The sequence below is a fragment of the Salinigranum halophilum genome (genome assembly GCF_007004735.1).
GTDB lineage: Archaea > Halobacteriota > Halobacteria > Halobacteriales > Haloferacaceae > Salinigranum > Salinigranum halophilum.
The window spans coordinates 152,697-179,107 of sequence record NZ_ML660182.1; the positions used below are offsets into that span (position 1 = coordinate 152,697).

The 26,411-nt window shown below is 68.2% G+C and carries 27 protein-coding genes; 10 read left to right on the plus strand and 17 right to left on the minus strand.

The features are described 5' to 3' along the window. Window positions 1-23: 23 nt before the first annotated feature. The 4 genes from E6N53_RS00780 to E6N53_RS00795 form a co-directional block, all read right to left on the minus strand. Entirely contained in the window at window positions 24-1,886 is a 1,863-nt protein-coding gene (locus E6N53_RS00780; protein WP_136588565.1) for a S9 family peptidase, read from the minus strand. A 177-nt stretch (window positions 1,887-2,063) separates the two neighbouring features. Next, window positions 2,064-2,321 (minus strand): MTH865 family protein, encoded by a 258-nt coding sequence (locus E6N53_RS00785; RefSeq protein ID WP_136588566.1) that lies wholly within the window; start codon window positions 2,319-2,321, stop codon window positions 2,064-2,066. A 52-nt stretch (window positions 2,322-2,373) separates the two neighbouring features. Then, window positions 2,374-3,060, minus strand: a complete 687-nt coding sequence (locus tag E6N53_RS00790; RefSeq protein ID WP_142856131.1) for a DUF7504 family protein — start codon at window positions 3,058-3,060, stop codon at window positions 2,374-2,376. Then, on the minus strand, window positions 3,057-3,947 hold the full coding sequence (locus E6N53_RS00795) for a GAF domain-containing protein (protein ID WP_142856133.1): 891 nt from the start codon (window positions 3,945-3,947) through the stop codon (window positions 3,057-3,059). The genes E6N53_RS00790 and E6N53_RS00795 overlap by 4 nt, the downstream gene beginning before the upstream one ends. Before the next feature lie 228 nt (window positions 3,948-4,175). Between E6N53_RS00795 and E6N53_RS00800 the strand changes: the two genes are divergently transcribed. Beyond that, complete coding sequence (locus E6N53_RS00800) at window positions 4,176-5,246, plus strand: M42 family metallopeptidase (RefSeq protein WP_201741049.1); 1,071 nt, start codon at window positions 4,176-4,178, stop codon at window positions 5,244-5,246. A 100-nt stretch (window positions 5,247-5,346) separates the two neighbouring features. Then, window positions 5,347-5,958 carry a halocyanin domain-containing protein gene (locus tag E6N53_RS00805; RefSeq protein WP_394344741.1) on the plus strand — a complete coding sequence of 204 codons (612 nt, stop codon included), beginning with the start codon at window positions 5,347-5,349 and terminating at the stop codon, window positions 5,956-5,958. Window positions 5,959-5,979: 21 nt separating this feature from the next. On the opposite strand, the gene E6N53_RS00810 is transcribed toward E6N53_RS00805, so the two are convergent. Continuing rightward, window positions 5,980-7,047, minus strand: coding sequence for a glycosyltransferase (locus tag E6N53_RS00810; RefSeq protein WP_142856137.1), 1,068 nt, complete (start codon window positions 7,045-7,047; stop codon window positions 5,980-5,982). Between the two features lie 114 nt (window positions 7,048-7,161). Here E6N53_RS00810 and E6N53_RS00815 point away from each other — a divergent pair, with 114 nt between their 5' ends. Beyond that, window positions 7,162-7,410, plus strand: a complete 249-nt coding sequence (locus E6N53_RS00815; protein WP_142856139.1) for a hypothetical protein — start codon at window positions 7,162-7,164, stop codon at window positions 7,408-7,410. A gap of 1 nt (window position 7,411) precedes the next feature. On the opposite strand, the gene E6N53_RS00820 is transcribed toward E6N53_RS00815, so the two are convergent. The 6 genes from E6N53_RS00820 to E6N53_RS00845 form a co-directional block, all read right to left on the minus strand. After that, entirely contained in the window at window positions 7,412-8,029 is a 618-nt protein-coding gene (locus E6N53_RS00820; protein ID WP_136588572.1) for a DUF420 domain-containing protein, read from the minus strand. A 194-nt stretch (window positions 8,030-8,223) separates the two neighbouring features. Beyond that, window positions 8,224-9,279 (minus strand): NAD(P)-dependent glycerol-1-phosphate dehydrogenase, encoded by a 1,056-nt coding sequence (locus E6N53_RS00825; protein WP_142856141.1) that lies wholly within the window; start codon window positions 9,277-9,279, stop codon window positions 8,224-8,226. Window positions 9,280-9,370: 91 nt separating this feature from the next. Further along, on the minus strand, window positions 9,371-10,027 hold the full coding sequence (locus E6N53_RS00830; protein ID WP_136602586.1) for a LysE family translocator: 657 nt from the start codon (window positions 10,025-10,027) through the stop codon (window positions 9,371-9,373). A 93-nt stretch (window positions 10,028-10,120) separates the two neighbouring features. After that, on the minus strand, window positions 10,121-10,840 hold the full coding sequence (locus E6N53_RS00835; protein WP_142856143.1) for a TMEM165/GDT1 family protein: 720 nt from the start codon (window positions 10,838-10,840) through the stop codon (window positions 10,121-10,123). Continuing rightward, the gene (locus tag E6N53_RS00840) at window positions 10,840-11,541 is read right to left on the minus strand and encodes a metal-dependent transcriptional regulator (RefSeq protein ID WP_136589239.1); all 702 of its coding nucleotides are present in this window, start codon (window positions 11,539-11,541) and stop codon (window positions 10,840-10,842) included. Before E6N53_RS00840 ends, E6N53_RS00835 begins: the two co-directional genes overlap by 1 nt. A 93-nt stretch (window positions 11,542-11,634) precedes the next feature. Beyond that, window positions 11,635-12,795, minus strand: a complete 1,161-nt coding sequence (locus E6N53_RS00845; protein WP_142856145.1) for a threonine synthase — start codon at window positions 12,793-12,795, stop codon at window positions 11,635-11,637. A gap of 160 nt (window positions 12,796-12,955) precedes the next feature. On the opposite strand from E6N53_RS00845, the gene E6N53_RS00850 reads away from it, so the two are divergent. Beyond that, on the plus strand, window positions 12,956-13,150 hold the full coding sequence (locus tag E6N53_RS00850) for a cold-shock protein (protein WP_136588576.1): 195 nt from the start codon (window positions 12,956-12,958) through the stop codon (window positions 13,148-13,150). A gap of 145 nt (window positions 13,151-13,295) precedes the next feature. After that, window positions 13,296-14,573: an NAD(P)/FAD-dependent oxidoreductase gene (locus E6N53_RS00855; protein ID WP_142856147.1), complete on the plus strand. Its 1,278-nt coding sequence runs from the start codon at window positions 13,296-13,298 to the stop codon at window positions 14,571-14,573. Window positions 14,574-14,577: 4 nt separating this feature from the next. On the opposite strand, the gene pdhA is transcribed toward E6N53_RS00855, so the two are convergent. After that, a complete protein-coding gene (pdhA, locus tag E6N53_RS00860; protein WP_201741050.1) occupies window positions 14,578-15,663 on the minus strand; it encodes a pyruvate dehydrogenase (acetyl-transferring) E1 component subunit alpha in 1,086 nt (361 codons plus the stop codon). A gap of 68 nt (window positions 15,664-15,731) precedes the next feature. Then, window positions 15,732-16,430: a metallophosphoesterase gene (locus tag E6N53_RS00865; RefSeq protein ID WP_142856149.1), complete on the minus strand. Its 699-nt coding sequence runs from the start codon at window positions 16,428-16,430 to the stop codon at window positions 15,732-15,734. A gap of 95 nt (window positions 16,431-16,525) precedes the next feature. Here E6N53_RS00865 and E6N53_RS00870 point away from each other — a divergent pair, with 95 nt between their 5' ends. Then, window positions 16,526-17,320 carry a DUF7839 domain-containing protein gene (locus E6N53_RS00870; RefSeq protein WP_142856151.1) on the plus strand — a complete coding sequence of 265 codons (795 nt, stop codon included), beginning with the start codon at window positions 16,526-16,528 and terminating at the stop codon, window positions 17,318-17,320. A 4-nt stretch (window positions 17,321-17,324) separates the two neighbouring features. Here E6N53_RS00870 and E6N53_RS00875 read toward each other — a convergent pair whose 3' ends face one another. After that, window positions 17,325-17,939, minus strand: coding sequence for a J domain-containing protein (locus E6N53_RS00875; protein WP_136602122.1), 615 nt, complete (start codon window positions 17,937-17,939; stop codon window positions 17,325-17,327). A 130-nt stretch (window positions 17,940-18,069) separates the two neighbouring features. Between E6N53_RS00875 and E6N53_RS00880 the strand changes: the two genes are divergently transcribed. Then, window positions 18,070-18,321 (plus strand): DUF8075 family protein, encoded by a 252-nt coding sequence (locus tag E6N53_RS00880; RefSeq protein WP_142856153.1) that lies wholly within the window; start codon window positions 18,070-18,072, stop codon window positions 18,319-18,321. Between the two features lie 81 nt (window positions 18,322-18,402). Beyond that, window positions 18,403-20,709: a phosphoenolpyruvate synthase gene (ppsA, locus tag E6N53_RS00885; protein WP_142856155.1), complete on the plus strand. Its 2,307-nt coding sequence runs from the start codon at window positions 18,403-18,405 to the stop codon at window positions 20,707-20,709. On the opposite strand, the gene E6N53_RS00890 is transcribed toward ppsA, so the two are convergent. Further along, window positions 20,706-22,193, minus strand: a complete 1,488-nt coding sequence (locus E6N53_RS00890; RefSeq protein WP_142856157.1) for a sensor histidine kinase — start codon at window positions 22,191-22,193, stop codon at window positions 20,706-20,708. The two genes, ppsA and E6N53_RS00890, sit on opposite strands and share 4 nt — an antisense overlap. 172 nt (window positions 22,194-22,365) lie before the next feature. On the opposite strand from E6N53_RS00890, the gene E6N53_RS00895 reads away from it, so the two are divergent. Both E6N53_RS00895 and metG read left to right on the plus strand, forming a co-directional pair. Next, a complete protein-coding gene (locus E6N53_RS00895) occupies window positions 22,366-22,938 on the plus strand; it encodes a YqaA family protein (protein WP_136588584.1) in 573 nt (190 codons plus the stop codon). A gap of 96 nt (window positions 22,939-23,034) precedes the next feature. Next, on the plus strand, window positions 23,035-25,092 hold the full coding sequence (gene metG, locus E6N53_RS00900; RefSeq protein ID WP_142856159.1) for a methionine--tRNA ligase: 2,058 nt from the start codon (window positions 23,035-23,037) through the stop codon (window positions 25,090-25,092). A gap of 70 nt (window positions 25,093-25,162) precedes the next feature. On the opposite strand, the gene E6N53_RS00905 is transcribed toward metG, so the two are convergent. Together E6N53_RS00905 and E6N53_RS00910 are read right to left on the minus strand one after the other, a co-directional pair. Then, the gene (locus E6N53_RS00905; RefSeq protein WP_142856161.1) at window positions 25,163-25,357 is read right to left on the minus strand and encodes a hypothetical protein; all 195 of its coding nucleotides are present in this window, start codon (window positions 25,355-25,357) and stop codon (window positions 25,163-25,165) included. A gap of 142 nt (window positions 25,358-25,499) precedes the next feature. Continuing rightward, window positions 25,500-26,291 carry a cytochrome b family protein gene (locus E6N53_RS00910; protein WP_142856163.1) on the minus strand — a complete coding sequence of 264 codons (792 nt, stop codon included), beginning with the start codon at window positions 26,289-26,291 and terminating at the stop codon, window positions 25,500-25,502. Window positions 26,292-26,411 lie beyond the last annotated feature (120 nt).

Genomic DNA, 26,411 nt, shown 5'->3' on the forward strand with positions numbered 1-26,411 from the left:
GGAGACGCGCTCTCGTGGCGCAGTCAGACGTGTTCGTCGAGGAAGTCGACGATGGCTCGGTAGGCTTCGATTCGGTTGTCGAGCTTCGAGAAGCCGTGGCCCTCGTCCTCGAAGACGAGTTCACGGACGGGCACGCCCTGCTCGCGCGCCTCCTCGACGATCTGGTGGGCCTCGCTCACCGGGACCCGTGGGTCGTTCTCGCCGTGGAGAACGAACAGTGGCGCGGCGATGCGGTCGATGTTGTTGCTGGGCGAGATGGATTCGAGGAACTCCCTGTCGTCTTCGAGGGAGCCGTACTCCGCTTCTCTGAGCTTGCGGCGCCAGTCACCGGTGTTCTCGAGGAAGGTGACGAAGTTGGCGATGCCGACGATGTCGATGCCCGCGGCCCACCTGTCGGGGTACTCCGTGAGCGCCGCGAGGACCATGAACCCGCCGTACGAGCCTCCGAGCGCGACCACCCTGTCGGGGTCTACCGCGGGGTGGTCACAGAGCCAGTCGACGGCGCTCTCGATGTCCTTCACCGAGTCCATGCGTTTTTCGACGTCGTCGAGGTGCCCGTAGGCCTTCCCGTAGCCGGACGAGCCTCGGACGTTCGGCTCGAAGACGGCGTATCCGTGGTTGATGAAGTACTGCTTCGTCGCCGAGAACGACGGCCGGCGCTGTGACTCGGGACCACCGTGGATGTCGACGATGACCGGGACCTGCCCCGCCACGTCCGGCACCGAGAAGTACGCCGGAATCTCTCTCCCGTCGAACGTCGGGTAGTGGACGAGTTCGGGCGCGACGAAGGTGTCGCGGGGGATGCCCGCGGTCGCCGCCCTGGTCCAGCGCTCGGTCTCGCCCGTCTTGACGTCGACGACGGAGACGTTCGTGTTGGTTGCGGCCGCCGAGGCCGAGAGCGCGAACCGGTCGCCGTCGGCGTCGAAACTCACACCCCCTGCGGTCCCTCGGGGGAGGTCGGGCGTCGGGAGCGGGTCGAGGCGGCCCGGGGCGGTGAGTTCGCCGACCGTGAGTTCGGTGTAACCGTCGACGTTCCGCGAACACACCAGCCGACGCGAGTCGTGGTCGATGGCGACACCGTCGACCTCCCAGTCGCCGTCGGGCGAGTTGCGGTTCTCGGGGGTGTCGACGTCGCCCTCGACGGTGACCGGCGAGAGGGCTCCCGTCTCGACGTCGATGCGCGCGAGGTACAGCGTGTCGGCGTCGCCCGCATCGGTGACGAGGTAGACGTTCTCGCCGTCGGGGCCCCACGACGCGCTCAGATGGCGGACGGTCCCGTCGTGTGGCGTGAGGTGGCGACGCTCGCCGGAGTCGACGTCGAGGACGGAGACGTCCTGGTCGAAGTTCGAGTACGCCTCGTTGACGATGAGTCGCGTATCGTCGGGCGACCAGCCGCCGAGCGTGAGCCAGCCGTCGCCCTCACACACCAGTCGGGCGTCCGCTCCCCGCTCGTCGCGGCCCTGCACGTAGACGTCGAAGACCGACTCCTCCCGGCGGTTCGAGGTGAACGCTATCCGCTCACCGTCGTGGCTCCAGCCACCCCAGCGGTGCTTCGCGTCGGGCATCGCGGTCAAGCCGCGTATCTCGCCCGTTCCGGGGGTGAGCCGGAACAGCTGCTGGCGCTCGTTGCCGCCCTCGTCCATGCCGAAGACGAACTCCTCTCGCTCCGGGGACCACGAGACGAAGGTGACGCGCTCGTCGTAGAACGTGTGTTGGTCCGGCCACGCACCGGGGGACTCGAGCGTCCACACCTGCGGGACGCCCGTGGTGTCCATCAGGAACGCGAGGGTGCCGTTCGGGGAGAGCGAGGCACCGTAGGCGCTCCGGATGTTGAGGTACCGTTCGATGTCGAACGCGGGCGGCGCGTGTCCGTCGGGGTCGGTCATGACTCCCCGTTCACTCGGCGGGGGTATACCCCTTTCCTCGGGGGGTCCGCAGTCAGTCGCAGACGCGGAGACGCGGGGTGGTGAAGAGCGTCCCGGCTGTTCGCCGTTCGCGTTCGTCGCCGGCGAACCGAGACTGTCAGACCGTCGAGCGCGGGCGCGAGACGACGGGCGGGCCCGTCAGATGAGGCCCTCTTCTTTTATCGCGAGCATCACGTCGTCGACGAGGGCGTCGAGCGACTCGTAGGGGAACTCCTGGTGGCCGCTGAGCTTCGTCGCGAGTTCCATCGCCGAGAAGGAGACGTCACCGGCCTCGAACGTCGTGCCGGGGCCGTCGGGGAGTGCGGGGACGAGGTCCATCTGGTTCTCTACGGGGAAGTCGGCGGCGCCGAACGCGTCTTCGAACTGTGCGCGGAGTTCGGCTTCGACGTCGGTCATGGCTTGACACAGCCCGAAGACGTGCAAAAGCGTTCCGGAACCCGGGTCCGTCTCAGAGCGGCGCCCACGTCGGGGAGTGGTCGGCGACGCCGGTGACGCGGAGCTCCCGGTGTCCGTCCCCGTCGAGCCGCACGTCGACGGCGGCATCGAACGGTTGGGTGACGACGCTCGCGACCCGCTCGTCGTGCATCTCGGGGTTGAACACGAAGACGCCGAGCTGTCCGCTCGTTCGGATGCGGCCGGTGAACGTGTGGAGGAACCGGTAGACCGTCTGGACGTCGTCGCAGTACAGCTGCAGCGTCGAGACTGAGTCGAGGCCGACCCGGAGCCGACCGCGTGGCCCCTCGGTGAACGACCGTGCAATCTTCGCGTACTGGATGCCGATGCCGGTGAGGTCACTCGGCTGTGAGACACACCCCGACGCGCCGAGGTCGGCCGGTGGGTCGCGCCGGCCGCCCTCGCAACTGACGACGGCCAGCCGCGAGAGCGGGACGTCGGTCGACGCGGCCCACCGGGTGGCGATGCCACGCTGTGTGTCGTCCGTCTCGACGAGCAGTGCGCCACCCTGCCGTCGCGACACGGGCTCGAGGAGCCGCATCGCCACTGCACCCGGGCCGGCCGCTGCGTCCCCTCTGACGACGACCGACGTTCCGTGTGCCACCGGCGGGACCGGGAGGTCGGACGCGAACACGTACCGGTCACCGGGGGGCGCGGCGTCCGCGCCCGGCTCGACGCTCACGACGCCCCCTCCGCGGTTGCAACTCGCCGGCGGAGTTCGAGCTGTTCGCCCGCCTCCGCCGCGAACAGCCGCAGCGACTCGCGTTCGGCGTCGGTGTAGCGCCGCGGCTCGTCGTCGAGCACACAGAACATCCCCAGTGGCTCCCCGGTCGGTGCCGTGACCGGCGCTCCGGCGTACGACCGAATCTCGAGCGACGGGAGCACCTCGTTCGCGGCGAACCGCGGGTCCTCGGCGACGTCCTCGACGACCATCACGTCGTCTTCGAGGATGGCGTACGTGCAGACCGTGTCCTGCCGCGGGAGCGAGTCCCACTCGGCCCCGTAACAGGAGACGAACCGCTCTTCGTGAGCGTCGACGAGGCCGACGAACGCGAAGCGGACGTCGAACTGCCGAGACGCGAGTTCGGTCAGTCGGTCGAACGCCGCCGTCGCCGCCAGACCGGGGAGGTCGTACGCGGCGAGCGCGGCCAGTCGTGCCTCCTCGTCCGGTGGGAGCGGGTAGGCGGTGTGCGTCCGAGCGGTCGCCACGCGCTGGACGAGCGCCGGGAGGTACTCGTAATCCGCCTCCGTCTCCTTCGTGAGATGGTCGACGACCGCGTGCGGCGTCTCGCTCGTGTCGATGTCGGCGAACGGTGTGTCGGTGAAGAGGACACAGCCCATGTCCGGTTGTGTCTCCCGGGCGGCCGCGACCACGTCCAGCCCGGTCCCGTCCGGGAGTGTGTACTCGGTGACGAGGCAGTCGAACGCCGCCGCCGAGAGCCGCTGCTCGGCTGCGGCGACAGAGCCACACCCCGTCGACGTCACCCCCTCGGTGGCCGAGAGGGCCGCGCTCGTTCGCGCACGCTCTTGCTCGTCTGCGTCGACACAGAGGACGGTCGTCTCGGTCATGCCGCCGCCCCCCGTCTGTGGGCACCGTGTCCGCGGTCGTCGAGCAGTGGACCTCGTCGCCCGTCCAGCGACCACTCTCGCGCCTGTTGAGTCATCTACGAATCAGCCAACAGCGGTCGGGTGATTAAACGTTCGGGGCCAGCTATCACCGACGAGAGACACAGCGGGTCTCCGGCTCCGCGCCCGTGCGGAGGGGGAGTTATACACGGCGCGACCCTCCGGAGGGACATGACCGACGACAGCGTCATCGACGACGTGGCGTTCGACTTCGAACTCCTCCGCGAGCTCACCGAGACCGACGGCGTCCCCGGGTACGAGGAGGCAGTCCGTGCCGTGGTGAGGCGCGAACTGACGGCGGTGACGGACGAGGTGCGGACCGACGCGATGGGGAACGTCGTCGGCACCGTCGAGGGGGGTGACTACGAGGTGGTCGTCGCCGCCCACATGGACGAGGTCGGCTTCATGGTTCGACACGTCACCGACGAGGGGTTCCTCCAGCTGGACGCGCTCGGCGGGTGGGACCCCCGTATCTTACGCGCCCAGCGGGTCCGCGTTCACACGCGCGAGGGGCCGCTCACGGGCGTCATCGGCTCGGTCCCGCCGCACACCCTCACCGACGAACAGCGGGAGAAGAAACAGGAGGTGTCCGACGTGTACGTCGACCTCGGACTCCCCGAAGAGCGCGTTACGGCGCAGGTGTCCGTCGGCGACGTGGTGACGATGCAGCAGACGACGACCCGGATGGGCGACCTCGTCACGGGGAAGGCCCTCGACGACCGCGTCTGTCTGTTCGCGATGCTCGAAGCCGCCCGGCGGCTCTCCGACCCCGACGTGACCGTGCACTTCGTCGCGACGGTCCAAGAGGAGGTCGGCCTCCGCGGGGCCCAGGCCGTCGGCGTCGACCTCGACCCGGACCTCGCGCTGGCGCTCGACGTGACGGTCGCGAACGACGTCCCGGGGTTCGACGCCGCCGACCACGTCACCGAACTGGGTGCGGGCGTCGCGGTGAAGCTGAAGGATTCGAGCGTCATCACGACGCCGAAGGTGACCCGTCGCCTCCGCGACGTGGCCGACGCCGAGGCGCTCTCCCACCAGCTCGAGATCCTCCCCGCCGGCGGGACCGACACGGCGAACCTCCAGCGGGCGGGGGGTGCAGTGCCGGTGGGGGCGCTGTCGATTCCGACACGATATCTCCACACACCGACCGAGTGCGCACACGTCGCCGACGTGGCCGCGATGGTCGACCTCCTCGTGGCGTTCGTCGAGAGCGAAACCGGTGAGCACGACTACTCACTGTAGTCGCGGGGCGAGCGGCACCGCACAGCGGACGGGTCGGCCGAGACGAACCAAAGTATTCACTACAGGCGACCTCTTAGGCGCGAGCATGAGCGACACGCAGATGTCGCGGCGGGCGTTCCTGACAGCCGCAGGTGGGACGGCGGCCGTCGCGGCCGCGTCAGGGAACGCCGCGGCACAGACGACAGAGCCGGACTTCGGTGGCTACCTCGACGGTATCGACGGCGGGTACCAGGACCTCCGCGGCCAGAGCGAGGTGACCATCGACGTCGGCGCGGAGGGCAACGGCGGCTACCTCGCGTTCGGCCCGGCGGGTGTCTGGGTCGACCCCGGGACGACCGTGACGTGGGAGTGGACCGGCGAGGGCGGCGGTCACAACGTCATCACCGAGGAAGGGCCGGCGTCGCTCGACAGTGGCCCGGCCGTCGCCGAGGCCGGCACGACGTTCGAACACACCTTCTCCGAGGAAGAGGTCGGCATCACGAAGTACTACTGCGAGCCACACCAGGCGCTCGGGATGCTCGGTGCCGTCGCCGTCGGCGAAGACATCCCAACCGTCGAGGTCGGCGGGGGAAGCGAGGGGAGCAGCGGCCCACAGGTCCCAGAGAGCGCCAAGACGCTCGGCGTCGCCACCACGTTCGCGATGGTCGCCACCCTCGGCCTCGCGTTCTTCTTCATGAAGTACGGCGGCGACTACGAGACGCCCGACGAGTAACGTCGTCCGCCCGTCCGCCTCTCAGAACAGTCCGAGCGAGAAGCCGCGCGCGTCGATGGCGTCGCGATAGACGGCGAGGTACTGGTTGAGGACGGCGTCGTGGTCGTACGCCTCGTAGTTCTCGCTCCGGCTCCGATGCGGTTCGTCGGCGACGGCCGAGATGGCGGTCGCTAACTCCTGCGGCGAGGTGACGCGCCGGCCGCGCCCCGGTCCGGTGACGAGTTCGTGCGCGCTCGAGTCGGTCTGATACTCGACCAGGCCGATACAGCCGCAGGCGAGCGCCCAGAGGAGTTCCGTCGCGAACGGTTCGTGCTCGGCCGTCTGTGCGAACACCCGCGCACCCTTCAGGACCGGGACGAACTCCTCGGGCGGGAGGTCGCCGAGGAAGGCGACCCGGTCGTCGATGCGGAGGTCCGCCGCGGTCGCTTCGGCCGCCTCGCGGAGTGGCCCGTCACCGATGACGGCCGCGCGCCACGTCCGGGTCCGGAGTTCGGCGAGCGCGAGGAGGAACGATTCCACGTTGCACCCCTCCGTGAGGTCGTTCGCGTAGACGATGTCGGCCCGCCGGTCGACCGGCGCGTCGCGGACCAGGTCGACGTCGATACTCTCGGGCACCGTCTCGATTCGCTCCTCGGACGCCCCGTGCTCACGGACCTGCGTCCGAACGAGCTCCGAGGGGACGAGCACGCGCGTCGCCGCACTCGCCGCGCGTCTGTAGTCGACCCAGTCGTCGTCGGCGTCGTGCCACCAGTCGACGACGAGCGGGACGCGGAGGAGGCGAGCGGCGCGTTTCGCCGCCACGACGTGTCCTGGCGGGCTGTTGACCGCCTGGACGACGTCGGGCTTCGCCCGGAGGAGATGGAACGGAAGCTTCGAGCCGAACGACCCTACCGTGGGTTCGTCGGTGACCGCGCGGTAGGTGACGTCCTGCTGGTCGAACGCGGGGAGGTCCCCGCCCCACCAGCGCGCACAACAGATGGTCACCTCGTGCCCGCGGGCTGCGAGCGCCTCCGCGACCCGTCGGGTCCGTTCGGTCGCGCCAGTCTCGTGGTGTTGGGCCGTCCACATCGAGACGAACGCGACGTGCATGGTCGCGGAGGGTGCGGCTGTCGTAATAAATCCTACTGGAACCGAGTGTCGGCGGAGCCTGTCGGGACGGGAATCGGCCACACGTGTTATGTCGACCCGGTCGAAGGTGACGGCATGGACACCGAGGGGACGACATCGGGTGCGACCGACGGGGCCAGACAGCGGTTCGTCGCGTGGTACGGTGAGTGGTATCTGACGCTCTACGCCGTCCTCGCCATCGCCGTCGTCCTCGCCGCCGGTTACGGCTACGCGATCGGCGCACTCAGCTGGTGGAACGCGGGCGGGATGGTCGTCACGCTCGCCGCCCTCTCTGGGTTCATTCGGTGGCGCGCGGGCGTCGACCCCGCCTTCGAGAACGAGTGAGTCAGGGCGTGACGGGGAGGAGTAGCGCCTCGACGAACTCCCAGCTGTAGACGTGATTGAGCAGGAGATACGCCACCACGCCGAGCGAGAGCGAGAGGATCCACGCGGCGGCGGCGACCCGTCCGACCTTCCGGTGGGTCCCCATCGCGCGGAGTTCCTCGGGGGTGTGGGTGATGCCGAGGACCAGCGCGTGTAACACGACGGGCACCGAGACCACGGAGAGGATGATGTGGACGGCGAGCATCGCGAGGTAGCCGTAGTAAGGGAGCGTGGGCCCGACGAACTCCTTGGTGCCGCCCCCACCGATCTTCGTCAGGTAGAGCACGAGGAAGACGAGGATCAGCCCGAACGCGCCCACCATCGACGCGGCGTGCTTTCGAACCTCGTCGCGGCGGATGAACCGCCACCCCGCGACGAGGAGGAGCGTCGCCGCCGTGTTGATGATCGCGATCGCGTCGGCGAGGCGATTGACCTGCGAGAGGGTGAGTTCGGGAAACACCGATGCGGGAACGTACCCCAGGAACGTTCCGATGACGAGCGCGTACCCCACCACGGAGAGGACCGCCGTCACGATGGCCGGATGCTCTTTGAGCGGACCGCGCACGCTGGCTGTTGCCATGCCCACCCGTTAGGAGGGGGTAAATATCCGTGTTCGGGTTCGACATCGCCCGCCGCTGAGGAGTTCCGGCGAGCGTTCATATACGGAGAGGCGGCCACCGTCACCGCGATGCGCTGACGGTGACCACGCGGCGTCTCGCGGGAGTCCGGCACACCGCCGCGTGCCCCACGCGTGCCGGCTGTTCGCTCTCTCCGCTAGGCCTCGATGACGTCGGTGACGCGCGCGACCTCTCGCGCGGCGTCCACGTTCATCCCGTCACCCAGAATCGTGTAGCGGTCGCGGATGGTGTGCGCCGTCGTGAGCGCCTCGATGACGACGTCGTCGTCGACACCGAGTTCCCGGGCCGTCGTCGGCGCGTCGATGCGTTCGAGCGCGTCGCGGATGTTCCGCCACTGTCCTTTCTCGCCGCTGTGGAGGTACTCGGTCATGATGGAGCCGACACCGACCTGGTGGCCGTGCAGCGCCGTGTTCGGGACCAGCCGGTCGAGTTGGTGTGAGAAGAGGTGTTCGGCTCCCGACGCGGGCCGCGAGGAACCGGCGATGCTCATCGCCACGCCCGAGGAGACGAGTGCCTTGACGACGATCCACGCGGCCTCTTCGAGGCCCGGCTTGATGGAGTCGGCGCTGTCGACGAGCATCTCCGCCGTCATCTCCGAGAGTGCCCCGGCGTACTCGGAGTACTCGACGTTCTTCAGGCGGTGGGCGAGCTGCCAGTCCTTGACGGCGGTGTAGTTGGAGATGATGTCCGCACAGCCGGCCGTGGTGAGTTCCCACGGTGCTTGTGCGAGGAGTTCGGTGTCGGCGACCACCGCGAGCGGTGGGTCTGCCGCGACGGAGTGGCGCGTGTCGCCCTCGGGAATCGAGGAGCGACCCGAGACGATGCCGTCGTGGCTCGCAACGGTGGGGACGGAGACGAAGCCGCAGTCGACCCGCTCGGCGGCCATCTTCGCGATGTCGATCGCCTTCCCGCCGCCGAGGGCGATGATGTAGTCCGTCTCCTCGGCCAGTGCGGTCTCTGCGACCGCCTCGACGGACGCGAAGCTCGCCTTCTCGACGGTCACCGTGTGCGGTTCGACGTCGAACTGCGCGCGGAGGCGGTCGCCTGCCAGCCGTTCGGGCGTCGGACTCGTCACCAGTAGCGGCTGTCCCGAGAGGTAGAGGTCGTCGACTGCCGCCCCGACCTGGTCGAGGACGCCGTGACCGATGACGACGTTCCGCGGGAGTTTGATCCACGTCGACTTGTCGAACATGTCCCGGTATCGACGGTGAGAGGTCATATGGCTTCTCACTGTGCGGTCGGACGCCGCGACTGTGTCGCGGTTTCGACACCCCGTCACCGCCTCAGACGAACGCGCCGGCGGCGTCGGCGAGGAACAGCAGACCGAATCCGGCGAGCACGAGCGCCGAGAGTGCCGTCACGACGGGCGTAAACGCCTCTACCCGCCGCTCGGCCGTGACGAGCGCCGCCGGGAAGCCGGTGACCCACACGAGAATGCCGCCGAAGAAGCCGACGATGAGCGCCGGGCTTCCCTTCTCGACGACGAGGAGCCCCGCGAGGTCACCGCCGACGTAGGGCGTCTGTGCGAGCACGTCGAACTGTCCGGATTCGAGCAGCGCGACGCCGATGGTGAGCCAGAAGAGAATCTGGTAGGGGTTGGCGATGGCGAGGACGAACGCCTTCCGGAAACCCGCACCCGTCTCGCCGCCGTCGGCGGCCGCCTCCTCCGTCGGGGTGAGCGACTCGCCGATCTCGCGGGCGGTGCCGTACGCGAAGTACAGCATGAGCAGGCCACCAACGCCGACCATCACCGCGCGTACCGTCGGGAAGCGTTCGACGAACGTGACGACACCGAGAAGCGAGAGGACGAAGAACGTCGCGTCGGCCGTCATCGCCCCGAGGCCGGTCCGGAACCCGGCCGTCCAGCCACGGAGGACGCTCTCCTCCGCGATGACCGCGTTCATCGGGCCGGGCGGGGCGGCGAGCGCGAGTCCGAACACCACGCCGGCGCCGAGTGAGACGAACACGTCCTGCATCGCTCCCTCCTAACGGGACCGGCAATAAAAACGCTCTCTTGCCGACGCGACCCCGGGTTAGACGAGGGCGACGACCGCGTTCGCGACCGCCGAGACGGCCGTCTCCCACACCGAGAAGCCGGTGGCGAGTGCGAGAACCGTATCGGCAGCGAAGAACGCGAACAGCGCCGCGCCGGCGAGGTGCGCCTTCCGAACGTCGAACCGGTGGGAGAAGCGATGGAAGACGTAGGCGTTCGCGATGCTCACCGGCACGATTGCGAGCATCTCGCCGACCCATATCCCCGGATTCGCCCCGTACTGGACGGCGAGGCCGATGGTCACGAGCTGGGTCTTGTCGCCGAACTCACCGGCGGCCATCATCGCGAAGATGGGGAGGAAGCTCCCGAGACCGTCGGTGTCGAGGTCCCGCCCGAACAGCGTCGGGACGTCGACGTCGAGTGTCGGCCCGCCGTCCGTCTGTACCGAATCGCTCCCGTCCGGTCCGACGCTCGTTCCCCCGCGCTCGGGAGCGGCGCGAACGAGCAACACGGCGAAGAGCCCGAACAGCACGGCTGTGATGCCGTCGAGGACGGCCGGCGGGAGCATACCCTTCACCGCCGCGCCGAACCAGATTTCGAGCGCCGTCCACCCGGCGAACGCCGTCCCCGCGGCGGCGACGACGACCTTCGGGTCGTATCGCGTCGAGAGGCCGGCGATGATGAACTGGACCTTCTCTCCGGGGAGGACGGCGAGCTGGGCGACGAACGCCACCGTGGCGACTTCGAGTAGCCCGACCATCAGCCCTCGACCTCCGGCCCGTACTGGGGGTCTCCGTCGGTGGCAGGGACGACACGGATGGAGCGGGCGACGGCCTCCGGGAGCGACTGCTCGCGGCCTCCCTCGCCCACACGGACGGTCACCATCCCGAACGGTGCCACGTCGACGACCTCCAGGCGGGTCCCGGGTGTGATGCCCGCGTCGGCGAGATACTGCAGTTCCTCCTCGTCGCGGTCGGAGACACGTGTGACGGTGACGCGGTCGCCGACGGGATGTTCGTCCAGCCGCGTCGAGTCGTCCGTGCCGAGCGGCGTGAGGTCGGCGCTCGGAATCGGGTCGCCGTGGGGGTCGACCTCGGGGTCGCCCAGCGCCTCGGCGACCCGGCGCTCGAACTCCTCGGAGATGTGATGTTCGAGGGCGTCGGCCTCGTCGTGGACCTCGCTCCAGTCGTAGTCGAGGTGCTCTGCGAGGTACGCCTCCAGGAGTCGGTGGTGGCGGATGACCTCCAGGGCGACCGTCTCGCCCTCGCGCGTCAGCTCTGCTCCCTTGTACTTCTCGCGCGCGACGAGCCCGCGTTCTTCGAGCTTTCCGAGCATACTCGTCACCGTCGGTGGGGTCTTCGAGAGCGCGTCGGCGATGGCCGACGTCGCCACCGGCGGGCCGTCTTCGGTCTGCAGCGTGTAGATGGCCTTCAGGTAGTCTTCCATCACGTCGCTGAGCACGTCGGACTTCGCCATCTCACCCGGAGATACCAGTCCGACGAGAAAGAAGTTTGGGATGTCTAAACTCTACTGTACCCCCTTCGAAACGACGGCTCAAATCCCCTGACCCATCAGGTGCGACCGGAGGATGTCCGCCGTCTTCACACCCGCCTCGGTGTTGACGACCACGAGCGTCGCGTCCTCGTCGAACTCGTCGGCTAGCGCGTCGGCGGCCGCCGCCGCGGCACCGCCGGCAGAGCCGACGTCGACGGCGGTGGTCTGTGCGGCGGCGACGGCGCTTCCGAGGATCGCGTCGTCGTCGACGGTCACGACGCGTCCTCCGGTCGCGTCGACCGCGTCGACCACGAGGTCACCGCCCGTCGGGTCGGGAATCTCCAGTTCGCCGACGATGGTGTCCGGCTGGTTCCACGCCTCCACCTCGCGGCCGGAGTCGAACGCCGCCGCGATGGGGGCACAGCCGGTCGGCTGGGCGGCGACCACCCGCGGCAAGTCGTCGACGAGCCCGAGTTCGTCGAGCTCGCGGAATCCCTTCACGAGGCCGTAGACGACCTCGCCCGTGCTCGCCGGGACGAACACCGCGTCGGGGACACACCCCTCGCCGACGAGTTCGTAGGCGATGGTCTTGTAGCCCTCGTGGCGAACGGGGTTGTCGAACTCCTGGAGCGTGAACCAGTCGGACTTCAACTGCGTCTGTAGCGCCTCGACGGCGTCGGGGTAGCGGCCGCCGGCGACGCGCATGTCGCCGCCGTGGACGTTGGTCATCGCCTTGTTCGGGAACGGCGCGCGCGAGGGGACGAACGCGTACGACCGGAGGCTCGCCCGTCCCGCGTAGGCCGCCCCGGACTGTCCACTGTTGCCGGCCGACGCGTGTGCGACGAGGTCGGCCCCGGCGTCGACGGCGGCCGTGACCGCGAGCGAGAGCCCACGGTCGAGTACCGTCCCGGTCGGGTTCCGCCCCTCGTCCTTGACGAACAGGGAGTCGACACCGAGTTCGTCGGCGAGCGCCGGCGCGTCGACGAGCGGCGTCCCGCCCTCGGCCGCGCTCACGCCGGATTCGAACGGCAGGAGGTCGGCGAAGTCCCACACCGAGCGGGCGTCCGCGAGGAACGCGTGGTCCCAGTCGACGGCGTCGACGTCGTAGACGGGGTCGACCGGCGCCCCGGCCTCGCTCGGGCCGGTCCGCGTGGGGTCCGCAGCGAGTTCCTCACCAGTCGCGGTACAGCGGAGCGCCCGGAACGCGTCGCTCTGATCCATATCCGAGGGTACGACGCGACGGGGGAATCCCTTCCGGTCCACCGTCGGCCGCCGTGTGACCGTCCGTCGTGCCGGTCGGCCCCACCCGTCTCACTCCGGTCGTCGTGGTATCACGTCTCGGACAACGCTTATCAGTCGGTGTCGTCTGTGTCCAAGAGCAATGGCGAAAGGGAAGGTCGACTTCTTCAACGATACGGGCGGTTACGGTTTCATCAACACTGACGACGCTGACGACGACGTCTTCTTCCACATGGAGGACGTCGGTGGTCCTGACCTCGAAGAGGGGCAGGAGGTCGAGTTCGAGATTCAGGACTCACCCAAGGGTCCGCGCGCGGCGAACCTCGTCCGCCTCTAAGGCGACTCAGTTCTGCAGCAATTTCTCACGCCGGTGAGCAACGGCCGTGCCGTTCCCGGCATGCATCGGTCTGTCGGTGGGATTCCACTCGGGTCGCCACGGCGAACGCACAGTCTCTTTGTAACCGCCCCCCGAAGCCGCGTTCATGGACGAGGAGCGATCCGTCGTGGTGTGCGGTGCGGGACTGGCCGGACTGGTGGCCGCGCGTCGACTCGCCGCCGCCGGCGCCGACGTCACGGTGTACGAAGAACGCGAGACTGTCGGGGGGCGGGTCCGGTCACGCGAACACGCAGGGTTCACGCTCGACCGCGGCTTTCAGGTGCTCTTCACCGCCTACCCGGCCGCTCGCCGGGAACTCGACCTCGACGCGCTCGACCTTCGAAGCTTCACCCCCGGCGCGGTCATCGCCCGCCCCGGCGAGCGGTCGGTCCTCTCGGACCCGCTTCGCGACCCCACGTCGCTCTTCGAGTCGCTGTTCAACCGCGAGGTGACGACGAGCGACAAACTCCGGACGCTGGCGCTCCGACAGGACCTCGCCAGCAAGCCGCTCGACTCGTTCTTCACGGGGGCCGACACCACCATCCGCGAGTACCTCTACGACTGGGGCTTCTCCGAGAAGTACGCCGAGAACTTCGTCGCGCCCTTCTACGGGGGTATCACGCTCGACCGGTCGTTGTCGACCTCCAGGCGCGTGTTCGAGTACACCTTCCGGATGCTGAGCGACGGGCAGACGGCAGTCCCCGCAGCGGGGATGGGCGCGATCGCCGACCAACTGGCCGCCAGTGCCGAGGCGGCGGGCGTCGATATCCGGACCGACTCGGTGGTGTACGAAGTCTCCGCCGAGAGCGACGGCGTCACGCTCGACGTCGACGGTGGCCGGGTCGACGCCGACGCCGTCGTCGTCGCCACCGACCCCCGAACCGCCGCCGAGTTGACGGCCGTCGACTCGATTCCGACCCGCGCGCGGCCGTCGACCACCCAGTACTACCGGCTCCCGGACGGGACGGACCTCGACACGAAAAAACGCATCCTCCTCAACGCCGAGTCGGCCGCGCCGAACGCCGTCGTCCCGCTCTCACAGGTGGCACCCGAGTACGCGCCCGCCGACGCCGAACTGCTGAACGCGACGTTCCTTGGTGACGAACCGCTGTCGATGACCGACGAGGAACTGGCCGACCAGACGCGTGCGGCGCTGCGGTCGTGGTACCCCGAACGGCGGTTCGACTCGCTGGAACCGCTCGAAACCGACCGCATCGAGTTCGCGCAGTTCGACCAGCCGCCGGGCATCCACGAGGGCCTGCCCGACGCGCGCGACCCCGACGGTGCGGTGTATCTCGCCGGCGACTACACCCAGTGGTCGTCGATTCAGGGCGCACTGGAGAGCGGGCGCGTCGCGGCGGCGGCCGTCCAGGACGACTGCTGACGCACTACTCGCGCAGGAACGAGTCGCGGCCGTGTTCCTCCAGCGCCCGGTCGAACGACTCGCGCTGGGCGTCGATACCGGGTGTCGAGTCGGCGAAAGCGTGGTCGAACATCTCCCGTGGGTCGGGGTCGAACGACTCCGCCGCGTCGATGATGGCCGAGACGGTCTCGCGCGCCTCGGCTTCGAGTTCTTCGACGACGGTATCGTCGACGATGTCGCGCTCGCGCAGGAACGTCTCGTACCGGTCGAGCGGGTCGCGCTCGCGCCACTGTTCGACCGTTTCCTCGTCGCGGTAGGCCGTGGGGTCGTCCGCGGTGGTGTGTGCGCCGTAGCGGTACTGGACGGCCTCGACCAGTGTCGGTCCCCCGCCGTTCCGCGCGCGCTCGACTGCCTCTTGGGTGACCCGGTAGGTCGCGAGCGGGTCCATCCCGTCGACGCGAACCCCGGGGAAGCCGTAGGCGTCGGCCTTCTCCGCGAACGTCTCGGAGGCGGTCTGCCGCTCGGCCGGGTGGGAGATGGCCCAGCCGTTGTTGTTACAGAAGAGCACGCAGGGCGTCTCGAACACGCCGGCGAAGTTGGCCGCCTCGTGGAAGTCGCCCTCGGAGGTCGAACCGTCGCCGAAGTGACAGACGACGACGGTGTCGTCGCCCTTCAGCTTGGCACCCCACGCCAGTCCGACGGCGTGGGGAATCTGGTCGGCGATGGTGATGTTGAGCGGGGCGATGTGCTGGTCGACGAGCGACGCGTTGCCGTGTTCGTGGCCCATCCAGTAGGTGAGGTACTCGGCGGAGAGGCCCCGAACCGCGACAGCCCCGTGCTCACGGTACTGGTAGACGAGCCAGTCATCGTCGCGCAGCGCGTGGGTCGAGCCGACCTGCGAGGCCTCCTGGCCGACGGCGGGTGCGTACGTGCCGACGCGCCCCTGACGCTGCAGGCTCACCATCCGCTCGTCGAAGTGCCTGGTGAGTTTCATGTCTCGGTAGACGGCGAGCAGGCGGTCCTCGGAGAGGTCGGGGACGTCGCCGACCACCTGCCCGTCCGCGTCCAGCGTTCGCACGAAGTCTGCCTCGTCGTAGTGCTCGACGCTCACGTGTGTGGGTCTGGGGGGAGGATATTGAACGTTCGGCTCCACGTCCAACACCGACTCGGCATCGGGGGTCACAACAGCTCCCGAAACCGCCCCAGCGGCGGGAACGTCAGCGCCTCGTGTCTCCCCTGGTCCCACACGACCGGCCGGAGCGAATCGGCGTCCGTGACGAGCGGCGACTGGAAGTCACGCGCGCGCATCCCGTTGACGCTGACGCCTGCGGCGACACGCGAGAAGGCCGGCAGCATCAGCACGTCCGCTGCCCGATACGTCTTCTCGCCGTAGAGGAAACAGGGCCGCTTCTGGCCCTCGATGGTGATGGTCGGGTGGTCGTGGCCGACGACGTACAGGTCGGCCGACCCCTCGGGCTCCTCGTGGCCGTGGCAGACGAGCACGTCTCGTGCGCACCCGTCGACGCGGTACGCGTCGTGGACCGTCCGGTCCCACGCGTTCGCGAGCACCCCGTCGTGGTTGCCGGCGACGAGGACCAACTCGGCACCCGCGTCGCGACACGCCTCGTCGAGCGCGTCGAGCGTCTCCGCGGCCCGGTGTGAGACCCGACCGAACTCGTGGAGGACGTCGCCGGCGACGACGACCGTCTCGGGGCCGAGACGGTCGAGGACGTTCGACAGCCTGCCCGTGAGGTCCGCGCGCTCGCCCAGCGGCACCTCGACGTCGGAGGCCGCGGCGCGGCCGACGTGGAGGTCGGCGACGACGAGCGTTCCGGGGTCGAAGGCGACGGCGCGGTCGGCGAAGACGACGTCGAGCACGACCGTTCGTACGCGGGGGAACGCAAAAACGACGCGGGAGGACGAGCCGTGGGGACGACGGCACCGTTTTATCACCGCCGTCCTTCAGCCCTCTCATGAGCAGGGCTCTGGAGGACAAGCGGACCGCGACGCGCCTCCGCGTGCTCGTCGAGATCACCGACCGGCAGCCGGCGGTCAGCCAGGGCGAGATCGCCGACGCCGTCGGCGTCACCTCTCAGGCGGTGAGCGAGTACATCCGAGACCTCGTCGCCGACGGCTACGTCGAGAAGGAGGGCCGTTCGCGGTACCGCACCACCAAAGAAGGAGTCGACTGGCTCTTCCGCGAGATCAAGTCGATACGGCAGTTCGCCGACCACGTCACCGAGGACGTCCTCCAGTCCGTCCAGGAGGACGCCGCGCTCGCCACCGAGCGAATCGAGGCCGGTGAGACGGTCACGCTCTCGTTGCGCGAGGGCCTCCTCCACGCGACGCCGGGCGACGAGGGCCCGGCGACGGGGACCGCCACCACGGCGGCCGAGGCCGGACAGGACGTCTCTATCACGGGGTTCGAGGGCGTCATCGACATGTCGCCCGGGACGGTCACCGTCTGTCAGGTGCCGCGCGCGCGGAACGGCGGCAGTCGCACCATCGACCTCGAGACGCTGTCGGCGGCCGCCGAGACGGCCGAACTGGTCGTCGCCGTCGGCGTCGAGGCCGTCGCGGCGCTCCGCCGCCTCGACCGCGACCCGGCGGTGAACGTCGCGGCGGGGGCCGTCGCGGCCGAGGCGGCGACGAAAGGACAGGACGTCGTCGTCGTCGCGAGCGTCGACGAGGCGGGCCGAGTGGCCGACACGCTCCGCGACAGGAACGTGACCTACGAACTGGAGCCGGTCGAGACGGAAGGAACGTAAGCCGCTATGCGGTCACCGCGTCGGGCTCGGCCCCGGCGTGGTCTCGCGCCGTGGCGTACGCCTCCTGGAGCCGCTGGAACTCCTCGCGGTCACCCCCGTGGTCGGGGTGTGCCTCTTTTATCTTGGAGCGGTACGCCGACTTCACCTCCTTCGACGTGGCCGTCGGGTCGAGTTCGAGTTCGGCGAAGGCCGTACTGATGGGGTCTGCCGGTGTGTCGGGTGCGAGTTCCGGCACGTCGAACGGGAGACGTCGGCCCAGTCCGCGACCCGGCATCTCGTGTTCACAGAGCACCGTGTACGTCCCCGCCTCCTCGATGCGGAAGTACGCCTTCGCGTCGAAGGTGATGGCGACGTCGCGCTCGGGGAGATAGAAGGCGACCGTCTCGCCGTGGACGGCCACGTCTTCGCGGAAGCGTTCGTCGATGTCGACGAGATACTGCCGTATCTCCTGCCGACGGCGGACCGTCCCGTCGATGCGCCGGCTCTGGTCGACCGGCGCCGTCGGGAACAACCGGTCGCCGACGAAGAAGACGACGGCGACACAGCACGAGGCGACGGAGCCGAGGACGACCCCGGTGAGCAGCCACGGCGGGAGCAGAGACAGCCACTCCAGTAGCACACCTGAGACTTGGCGCGCAGGCTAAAGAACCTCTCGGCATCACCGGTCACCACCGGGACGGTCGAGAGCGGGAGTAAAGAAGTCGGCGTCGACCGCAGCAGATATGTCCGCTCGCACATAGCTTCGACGTATGCCACTCGTCCGGTTCGAGGCGGCGGATACGGCGACGCACACACAGATCGGTGAGGGACTCACGCGTGTCGCCCGCGCGACCGGACGGCTGGAGACGGGCCACGCCCTCGGAACGTACGTGCTGCGCCACGACGACGGCTGTGCGGAGTGCGGGGCGACGACCGAAGCGGGCGACACGTTCTTCCTCGACATCGACGCTGGCGACGTCTACTGTGCGACACACGGTGCGGCACGACGGGCCGCCGAGTAACTCGCCTTCGAGTTAAGATTATATCATGTTTGACAGGTCCGGAACCTTCTTTATGCACACCGGGGACCCAACAGACGTACTATGGCAGTGCTCTGGCTGGACGATGTGCGGTCCGATGACCTGGAGACGGTCGGGGGCAAGGCGGCTTCGCTGGGCGAACTCACGGCGGCGGGGCTTCCGGTCCCGCCGGGCTTCGTCGTGACCGCCGGGACGTACCGGACGTTCATCGAGGAAGCCGGCATCGACGAGGAGTTGTTCGAGGCCGTCGACGTCGACTCGGAGGACTCGAAGGCGCTCGCACGTGCCCACGAGCGGGCGCACGAGCTCATCATGGAGACGCCCATCCCCGACGCCGTCGCCGAGGAGATCCTGACGGCGTACCGCTCTATCGACGACGGGGAGGCGTTCGTCGCCGTCCGCTCTTCGGCGACGGCAGAGGACCTGCCCGACGCCTCGTTCGCCGGCCAGCAGGAGACGTTCCTCAACGTCCGCGAGGACGACCTGCTCCGCCGGGTCAAAGAGTGCTGGGCGTCGCTGTTCTCTCAGCGCGCTATCTACTACCGGAACCAGAAGGGGTTCGACCACGACAAGGTCGACATCGCCGTCGTCGTCCAGCGGATGGTCGACGCCGAGAAGTCCGGCGTGATGTTCACCTCCCACCCCTCGACAGGGGAACCACGAATCATCATCGAGGCCGCGTGGGGGCTGGGCGAGGCGGTCGTCTCCGGGGCCGTCTCCCCCGACAACTACGTCGTCAACCGCGCGACCCAGCGCACCGAGGACGTCACCGTCGCCGACAAGAAGCTGATGCACGTGAAAGACGCCGAGACGGGCGAGACCGTCGAGCGTGAGGTCCCCGATTCGCGCCGCGAGGAACGCGTGCTCTCGGACGAGGAGATCGCCCGCCTCGTCGACCTCGGTGAGGAGGTCGAGACGCACTACGGCCAGCCACAGGACGTCGAGTGGGCCGTCTACGACGGCGAGGTGTACATGCTCCAGTCGCGACCCATCACGACTATCTCCGACACTGCCGTCTCCAACGTCGAGAACGTCTCCGGGTCGAACGGGTCCGCGGCGGACGGTGAGATGGCGGGCGGGAACGGCCAGGCCGGCGTCGGCGAGGTCGTCCTGCGCGGGTTGGGCGCGAGCCCCGGCATCGCCTCGGGGCCGGCGCGGGTCGTCACGAAACTCGACCACCTCGACCAGGTCGCAGAAGGCGACATCATCGTCACGGAGATGACGATGCCCGACATGGTGCCCGCGATGAAGCGGGCGGCCGGCATCGTCACCGACGAGGGCGGGATGACGTCGCACGCCGCCATCGTCTCCCGCGAACTCGGCGTCCCCGCCGTCGTCGGCTGTGGCTCCGCCACTCGGGAGCTAGAGGACGGCCAGCAGATCACCATCGACGGGGACAAGGGGACCATCCGCGAGGGCGTCGAGTCGAAGGAGAAACAGCGCCAGCCAGTCGAGGACGCCCGGCCGAAGACGCCGGTCAAACCGATGACCGCGACGGAGGTCAAGGTCAACGTCTCCATCCCCGAGGCCGCCGAGCGCGCGGCCGCCACGGGCGCGGACGGCGTCGGCCTCCTCCGCATCGAACACATGGTGCTCTCGCTGGGGAAGACGCCCGAGCGGTTCATCGAGGACAACGGCGAGCGCGCCTACGTCGACGAGATAATCGAGGGCGTCCGGACCGTCGCCGACGAGTTCTACCCCCGGCCGGTGCGCGTCCGCACGCTCGACGCTCCCTCCGACGAGTTCCGGCAGTTACAGGGCGGTGAGGACGTCCCGCGCGAGCACAACCCGATGCTCGGCTACCGCGGCATCCGGCGCTCTCTCGGTAACCCGTCGGTGTTCAAGCTCGAACTGGAGGCGTTCCGTCGGCTGTACGACATGGGGTACGACAACCTCGAGGTGATGTTCCCGCTCGTCAACGACGCGGAGGACGTCATCCGCGCCCGCAAACACATGAAGGACGCGGGCATCGACCCCGAGAAGCGCGAGTGGGGCGTGATGATCGAGACGCCCGCCTCCGCGCTTCAGGTGGGAACGATGGCGGAAGCCGGCATCGACTTCGCGTCGTTCGGCACCAACGACCTCACACAGTACACCCTCGCCGTCGACCGCAACAACGAGAACGTCGCGAGCGTCTACGACGAACTCCACCCCGCCGTGTTGGAGCTCGTCGGCTCGACCATCGAGACCTGCCGCGAACACGGCGTGAAGACGAGCATCTGCGGGCAGGCGGGCTCGAAGCCGAAGATGGTGCAGTATCTCGTCGAGTCGGGCGTCTCGTCCATCTCCGCGAACATCGACGCCGTCCGTGACGTCCAACACGAGGTCAAGCGCGTCGAACAGCGCCTGCTGCTCGACTCGGTCCGTTAATCTCGGCCGTCGACGTCGGCGACGTCCTCGGACACTGCGCTCGGGAACGTCATCGTCACCACGCTTCCCCGCGGACTGTGAGGCTCGACGACGACCGTTCCGTCGAGCGAGGTGACGAGGCTACTGACGACCCAGACGCCGAGCTGTGAGCCGTGGCGGATCGGGTGTTCTTCCAGTCCACCGGTGAGGAGCCGCCGGTCCTCGCGGGGGATGCCCGGCCCGTCGTCGATGACACGGATAGACACCCGCTCGTCGCCGCCTTCGTGGACGCGAACGACCTCGACGCGGACCCACGGGTCGGCGCGGTCGTTGTGGACGATGGCGTTCTCTACCACCTCGTGGACGACCAGCGAGAGCGACTGAGTGGCTCGAACGACCGCCGTCCCGGGCAACGACGTCTCGATGACCGCCCGCGGGAACTTTCGGTTCAGCCGCTCTGTCACCTCCGAGACGACCGCGACGACGTCGATAGCGGTCGTCGGGCGGTCGTCGGTGCTGACCTCCTGGTACCGACGGGCCTGCTCGCTCAGCGAGAGGAGTTCGCGCGCGGCCGCGCCGATGGTCGTCGCCGCCGTCGCCGTCTCGTCGTCCCGGTCGCTCGCCAGTGCGGCCGCGTGGCCGAGGATGATGTTGGCCTTGTTCCGCAGGTTGTGCCGGAGCACCCGGTCGAGGACGTTGATGTGCTGTCTGTACTGCGAGACGTCGTGGTGGACGAGCGCAGCCTCGAGCGGGCCGTCGCCCTCGATAGGCACGGCGAGCAGCGAGTACCACCGGCGCTCGTTCCTGGCGTGACACGGGTACTCGACCTGTTCGGTGTCGACGTCGCCCGCGAGGACGCGCTGTATCGCCTTCGTCGCCGCGGAGGCGAAGGTGTCGTCGGCCCGTTCACACAGTTCGAGGTAGTTGGTCCCGATGTCGCTCTCGTCGGGGCCACGCCCGTTCTCTCGACCGAACTCCACCCACGACCGGTTGACGAAGCGGACGACGCCGTCGCCGTCGAGGAGCGCGATGGGAAACGGGACCGCAGAGAGCGGCTCGAACTGGGCGACAGCGTCGCCGTCGCCGTCGGTGTGTCCACCCTCGGCTGCGGCGTTCTCGCGGCCGGCGGCCTGGACGCCGCCGGCCGCCTCACGGGTCTCCGTTTCGGCTCGTCCGGCGTCGCCTGTGGGTGCGGTTCCGGTCAAGAGAGAGACGAACGAGGGGTCGATGACCGGTACGCCAGCGGCCTGTACCCAGTCCGGGAGCGTGGCCTGTGGCGCGGCGAGCACGTAGACGTCCCCTGCGAACGCGTCGAGCCAGGGCGGCGGCTGTGACTCGAGGGCGCTGGCGTCGATGACGACACCGTCCGCGACCGGGACGTCCGCCGCAGAGAGCGACCCTGCCGAGCGCTTCAGGACGTTTGCGGCCCCACCGTCGAGTGTCGTCGAGTGGCCGCCCCTGTCGGAGACGTAGAGCAGGGTGCCGTGGCGTGTCGACGGGAACATACGTTGCCTGGGCTGAACGACTACGCCTGCCGACATAATGATGTCGAAAAAGTAATGAAATAAACACTGTTAGAACTATCTATATATCAGAAATGATTTATTTGTCGAACGGGTGTCGACGTCCTCGCGACAAATCTCAAACTTTACATCGTCGGGTCGCCCATCTCAGGTCGTGTCACCCGCGGATCTGGTGCCGGTCCTCGTCGACGTCTCCCTGCCCTTCGTCTTCACCGAGACGGGTTGGTTCGCCTCACTAGTGCGGACGGCGACTGGCTGGCCCGGGCTCGGCATCATCTTCGGCTACTCCTTCCTCATCGCCTTCGCGCTCCCCGGCGTGAGCGAGATCGTGCTCCTGGCGCCGCTGAACCTCGGGCTTCCGGGGTGGGTCAACACCACGCTCATCGTCCTCACCTCCGGCGTCGGCAAGGCCGCCGGGAGCGTCTTCGCGTTCCACATCGGCCAGGAGGCCAAAGAGTCCGGACCGGTCATCCGCGCCCTGCGACGCTCGCCCATCGACGTCGTCGCCTGGTCCGAGAAGAAGACGGTTCAGCTCGCCCAGCGGTTCGGCTACGGCGGCCTCGCGCTCGCGCTGTGTGTTCCGGGGTTCCCCGACACGCTCTCCATCTACGCGTTCTCGGTGCTGGAGGAGGACTACGCGAAGTTCGCGCTGGCGACGTTCATCGGCAGCGTCGGTCGACTCGTCGTGACCCTCGTCGGCGTCGAGGCGTTCTTCTACCTGTTCTGACCCCGGCAGCGCGCGACCCGGCGGTCAGCGCGCGCGATCCGACTCGGGCTCCGAAACCAGCGGCCTTTAGACGCCCACGCGATTCACTGTTCACATATGAGCCACGAGGACTTCCCCACGGACCGTCCCGCGGTGGTGACGTGCGGCCTGCCGTACGCCAACGGCGACCTGCACATCGGCCATCTGCGGACGTACGTCGGGGGTGACGTCTACGCACGGGCGCTCCGAAAGCTCGGCCAGCAGACCGCCTTCGTCTCCGGGTCGGACATGCACGGGACTCCTGTGGCGGTCAACGCCGAGAAGGAGGGCGTCACGCCCGAGGAGTTCGCGCTCTCGTACCACGAGACCTACGAGGAGACGTTCCCGAAGTTCAACGTCGCGTTCGACAACTACGGGCACACCCACGACGAGACCAACACGGAGGTCACGACCGACATCGTCCGGCGACTCATCGACGGCGGGCACGTCTACGAGAAGGAGATCAAGGTCGCGTTCGACCCCATCGAAGAACAGCCCCTTCCCGACCGCTACGTCGAGGGGACCTGTCCGTACTGTGGCGAGCACGCCCGCGGCGACGAGTGTGACGAGGGCTGTGGTCGTCACCTCGAACCCGGGGAAATCGAAGACCCGACCTCGACGCTCACGGGCAACCCCGCCGAGTACCGGGACAGAGCACACAAGTTCTTCCGCGTCTCCGACTTCCAGGAGTACCTCCAGTCGTTCATCGACCGGCTCGAGGGGACGTCGAACGCCCGCAACCAGCCGCGGGAGTGGATCGAAGGCGAACTGCAGGACTGGTGTATCACCCGCGACCTCGACTGGGGCATCGACTACCCCGAAGCAGACACCGACCTCGTCCTCTACGTGTGGGTCGACGCGCCCATCGAGTACATCTCCTCGACGAAGCAGTACACCGCGCGCGTCGGTGCCGACGAGTACGACTGGGAGGAGGCGTGGAAGGTCGACGGCGACATCGTCCACGTCATCGGCCGGGACATCATCCAGCACCACACGGTGTTCTGGCCGGCGATGCTTCGCGGGGCCGACTACAACGAGCCGCGCGCGGTGATGGCGAGCGGCTTCATCACGCTCAACGGCAAGGGCTTCTCGACCTCCCGCGACCGCGCGGTGTGGGCCGACGAGTATCTCGACGAGGGCTTCCACCCGGACCTGCTCCGCTACTACCTCGCGACGAACGGCGGCTTCCAGCAGGACGTCGACTTCTCGTGGGACCGCTTCCGCGAGCGGGTCAACAACGAACTCGTCGGCACGGTGGGTAACTTCCTCTACCGGTCGCTGCTGTTCGCCTATCGGGAGTTCGGCGGCACCCCCGACGCGGAGCTGTCGAGCGAGGTCAGAGAGGAAATCGACGAGGCCATCGAGGCGTTCCGCGACGGCGTCAACGACTACTCCATCCGGCGGGCCGGCGACGCTGCCGTCCGTCTCGCGCAGTTCGGCAACGAGTACATCCAACGGAACGAGCCGTGGAAGCTGGACGATGACGACCCACAGAAAGCACAGGTCATCCGCGACTGTGTCCAGGTCGCGAAGGCCGTCGGCGTGCTCTTCGAGCCGGTCGCGCCCGAGAAGGCCGAGCGGCTCTGGGCCAGTCTGGGTGAGGGCGGCTCGGTCCACGACGTCGAGGTCGCCGCCGCGCTCGAACCCCCCGAACCGGAGTTCGGTGAGCCCTCGGAGCTGTTCGCGAAGATCCCCGACGAACGGGTCGACGAACTGAACGAGAAGCTCCAGGCGCGGGTCGAAGAGAGCGAGGCGGACGACGCGGGCGAGGACGCGGACGACACGGCCGACGACGCCGCGCTCGAACCGCTCACGGACGGGCGAATCAGCTTCGACGAGTTCCAGGCCCTCGACATCCGCGTCGGTCGCGTCCTCAGCGCCGAGGGTATCGAGGGAGCGGACAAACTCGCCCGCCTCGAGGTCGACATCGGCGTCGAGGAGCGGCAGGTCGTCGCGGGCATCAAACAGCTGCACGACCTCGACGCGCTGGTGGGCGAGAAAGTCGTCATCCTCGCGAACCTCGAGAAGGCCGAACTGTTCGGCGTCGAGTCGAACGGGATGCTGCTGGCGGCGGGCGAGGACGCGGACCTCCTGACGACGCTCGACGACGCGGTGCCGGGCGAGAAGGTGCGGTAAGCGACTCGGTGGCGGTGCCGAACGCCTCGAACCGATAAGCGCGACGTGCTACATAGAGAGGACGTGTCGGTCACACCGTACGCTTGTTTGGAGCGAATAGCCGCTGGATTCCGACATAAAAAACCGGAACCAACACTCCAGTCAGCACGACTCCCACGACGACTGGGAGAAGACCTGTCGGGTCGGGACTGACGACAAACGAAACGGTAAAGCCGAGGAAGAGAGCCACTACGACGGATATCATCGCTAGTACGGTCGAGTTCATACCGCCGTATTTCCTCGGAGAATGGATAAGAGTGGTGTCCCTTGCGTCTCTCTCCGCAGGTCGTGACCGACTTGCGCCCGTCTTCAGCACGGTCTCGACAGCCCATCTGCGACGGCGGCGTTCAGCAGAGCCGACGCGGTCCTCACCGCGGCGGGCGGAGTCGGTAGTACCGACGGTTGAGGTCGTACATGTACCCCTCACGCATCGTCTTCAGCACCGCGTAGGTGACGATACCGGCGACGATGGGCAGGAGGAACGTCAGGTCGAACAGCAGGTCGACGTTCATCGGCACGAGGTTCTTCACCGACAGCAGCGAGATGGTGAAGGCGAAGACGATTCCACCGACGCCCACGGCGGCCCAGAACGGCTGCTCGACGGGCCGTCGCGCCGACCCCTTGTTCAGGAAGGGGACGATGGCGATGAACCCCACAACCACGAGGTTCGCGAGGACGCCGAACGTGCGGTCGGCCATGAGCTTCTGCCCGCCGAGAACGGCGAGTTCGGGGTTGAGGGGGTCGAGCTTGAGCAGCCCGAACGACCAGTAGAGGTACCAGTCGGGCAGGATAATCGCCGGGGTGGACGACGGGTTGGCCGGCGGGCCGATGTGCGGCGGCATCGTCGCCGAGAGGAACAGAATCATCCCGACGAAGAACGAGGCGATGGAGGCGTTTCGCACCGTCTCGTGGGGCCACGTCGGGAAGCCGAGCACGTCGCGCTCGACGTACGTCGACTCCTGACGGAGCACCTGGTCCTCGTACCGCGCTCGCTCGAAGTACTCGTAGGTGAGCCGTGCGAGCCCAGTCGTTCGCGCCTTCCGCTCACGCCACGTGGGGGTCGTATCGTCCGGCGGAATCGGGGGGACTGCGGGTGGGAGCACTCCCCCGTCCGTCCGGGCATCGCCGCCCGTCTCTACCGGCGAACCGTCCGATTCCATACCGTACAGGTGGCGCCGAGCGGAGATAAGCCGCGCGCGGCCAGGGCTATATAGTTTCGTGAGCACTCCTGAGCCAGGTTTACTCAGTCGGGAGTTCCATCGCCGGGCTTTTTATCACGC

What these genes read in the sequence shown, in the direction of transcription:
- E6N53_RS00780 (WP_136588565.1), bottom strand. Translation starts at nt 1,886, where the DNA reads ATGACCGACCCCGACGGACACGCGCCGCCCGCGTTCGACATCGAACGG.
- E6N53_RS00785 (WP_136588566.1), bottom strand. Translation starts at nt 2,321, where the DNA reads ATGACCGACGTCGAAGCCGAACTCCGCGCACAGTTCGAAGACGCGTTC.
- E6N53_RS00795 (WP_142856133.1), bottom strand. Translation starts at nt 3,947, where the DNA reads ATGACCGAGACGACCGTCCTCTGTGTCGACGCAGACGAGCAAGAGCGT.
- E6N53_RS00800 (WP_201741049.1), top strand. Translation starts at nt 4,176, where the DNA reads ATGACCGACGACAGCGTCATCGACGACGTGGCGTTCGACTTCGAACTC.
- E6N53_RS00805 (WP_394344741.1), top strand. Translation starts at nt 5,347, where the DNA reads ATGTCGCGGCGGGCGTTCCTGACAGCCGCAGGTGGGACGGCGGCCGTC.
- E6N53_RS00810 (WP_142856137.1), bottom strand. Translation starts at nt 7,047, where the DNA reads ATGCACGTCGCGTTCGTCTCGATGTGGACGGCCCAACACCACGAGACT.
- E6N53_RS00815 (WP_142856139.1), top strand. Translation starts at nt 7,162, where the DNA reads ATGGACACCGAGGGGACGACATCGGGTGCGACCGACGGGGCCAGACAG.
- E6N53_RS00820 (WP_136588572.1), bottom strand. Translation starts at nt 8,029, where the DNA reads ATGGCAACAGCCAGCGTGCGCGGTCCGCTCAAAGAGCATCCGGCCATC.
- E6N53_RS00825 (WP_142856141.1), bottom strand. Translation starts at nt 9,279, where the DNA reads ATGTTCGACAAGTCGACGTGGATCAAACTCCCGCGGAACGTCGTCATC.
- E6N53_RS00835 (WP_142856143.1), bottom strand. Translation starts at nt 10,840, where the DNA reads ATGGTCGGGCTACTCGAAGTCGCCACGGTGGCGTTCGTCGCCCAGCTC.
- E6N53_RS00845 (WP_142856145.1), bottom strand. Translation starts at nt 12,795, where the DNA reads ATGGATCAGAGCGACGCGTTCCGGGCGCTCCGCTGTACCGCGACTGGT.
- E6N53_RS00850 (WP_136588576.1), top strand. Translation starts at nt 12,956, where the DNA reads ATGGCGAAAGGGAAGGTCGACTTCTTCAACGATACGGGCGGTTACGGT.
- E6N53_RS00855 (WP_142856147.1), top strand. Translation starts at nt 13,296, where the DNA reads ATGGACGAGGAGCGATCCGTCGTGGTGTGCGGTGCGGGACTGGCCGGA.
- E6N53_RS00870 (WP_142856151.1), top strand. Translation starts at nt 16,526, where the DNA reads ATGAGCAGGGCTCTGGAGGACAAGCGGACCGCGACGCGCCTCCGCGTG.
- E6N53_RS00880 (WP_142856153.1), top strand. Translation starts at nt 18,070, where the DNA reads ATGCCACTCGTCCGGTTCGAGGCGGCGGATACGGCGACGCACACACAG.
- ppsA (WP_142856155.1), top strand. Translation starts at nt 18,403, where the DNA reads ATGGCAGTGCTCTGGCTGGACGATGTGCGGTCCGATGACCTGGAGACG.
- E6N53_RS00890 (WP_142856157.1), bottom strand. Translation starts at nt 22,193, where the DNA reads ATGTTCCCGTCGACACGCCACGGCACCCTGCTCTACGTCTCCGACAGG.
- metG (WP_142856159.1), top strand. Translation starts at nt 23,035, where the DNA reads ATGAGCCACGAGGACTTCCCCACGGACCGTCCCGCGGTGGTGACGTGC.
- E6N53_RS00905 (WP_142856161.1), bottom strand. Translation starts at nt 25,357, where the DNA reads ATGAACTCGACCGTACTAGCGATGATATCCGTCGTAGTGGCTCTCTTC.
- E6N53_RS00910 (WP_142856163.1), bottom strand. Translation starts at nt 26,291, where the DNA reads ATGGAATCGGACGGTTCGCCGGTAGAGACGGGCGGCGATGCCCGGACG.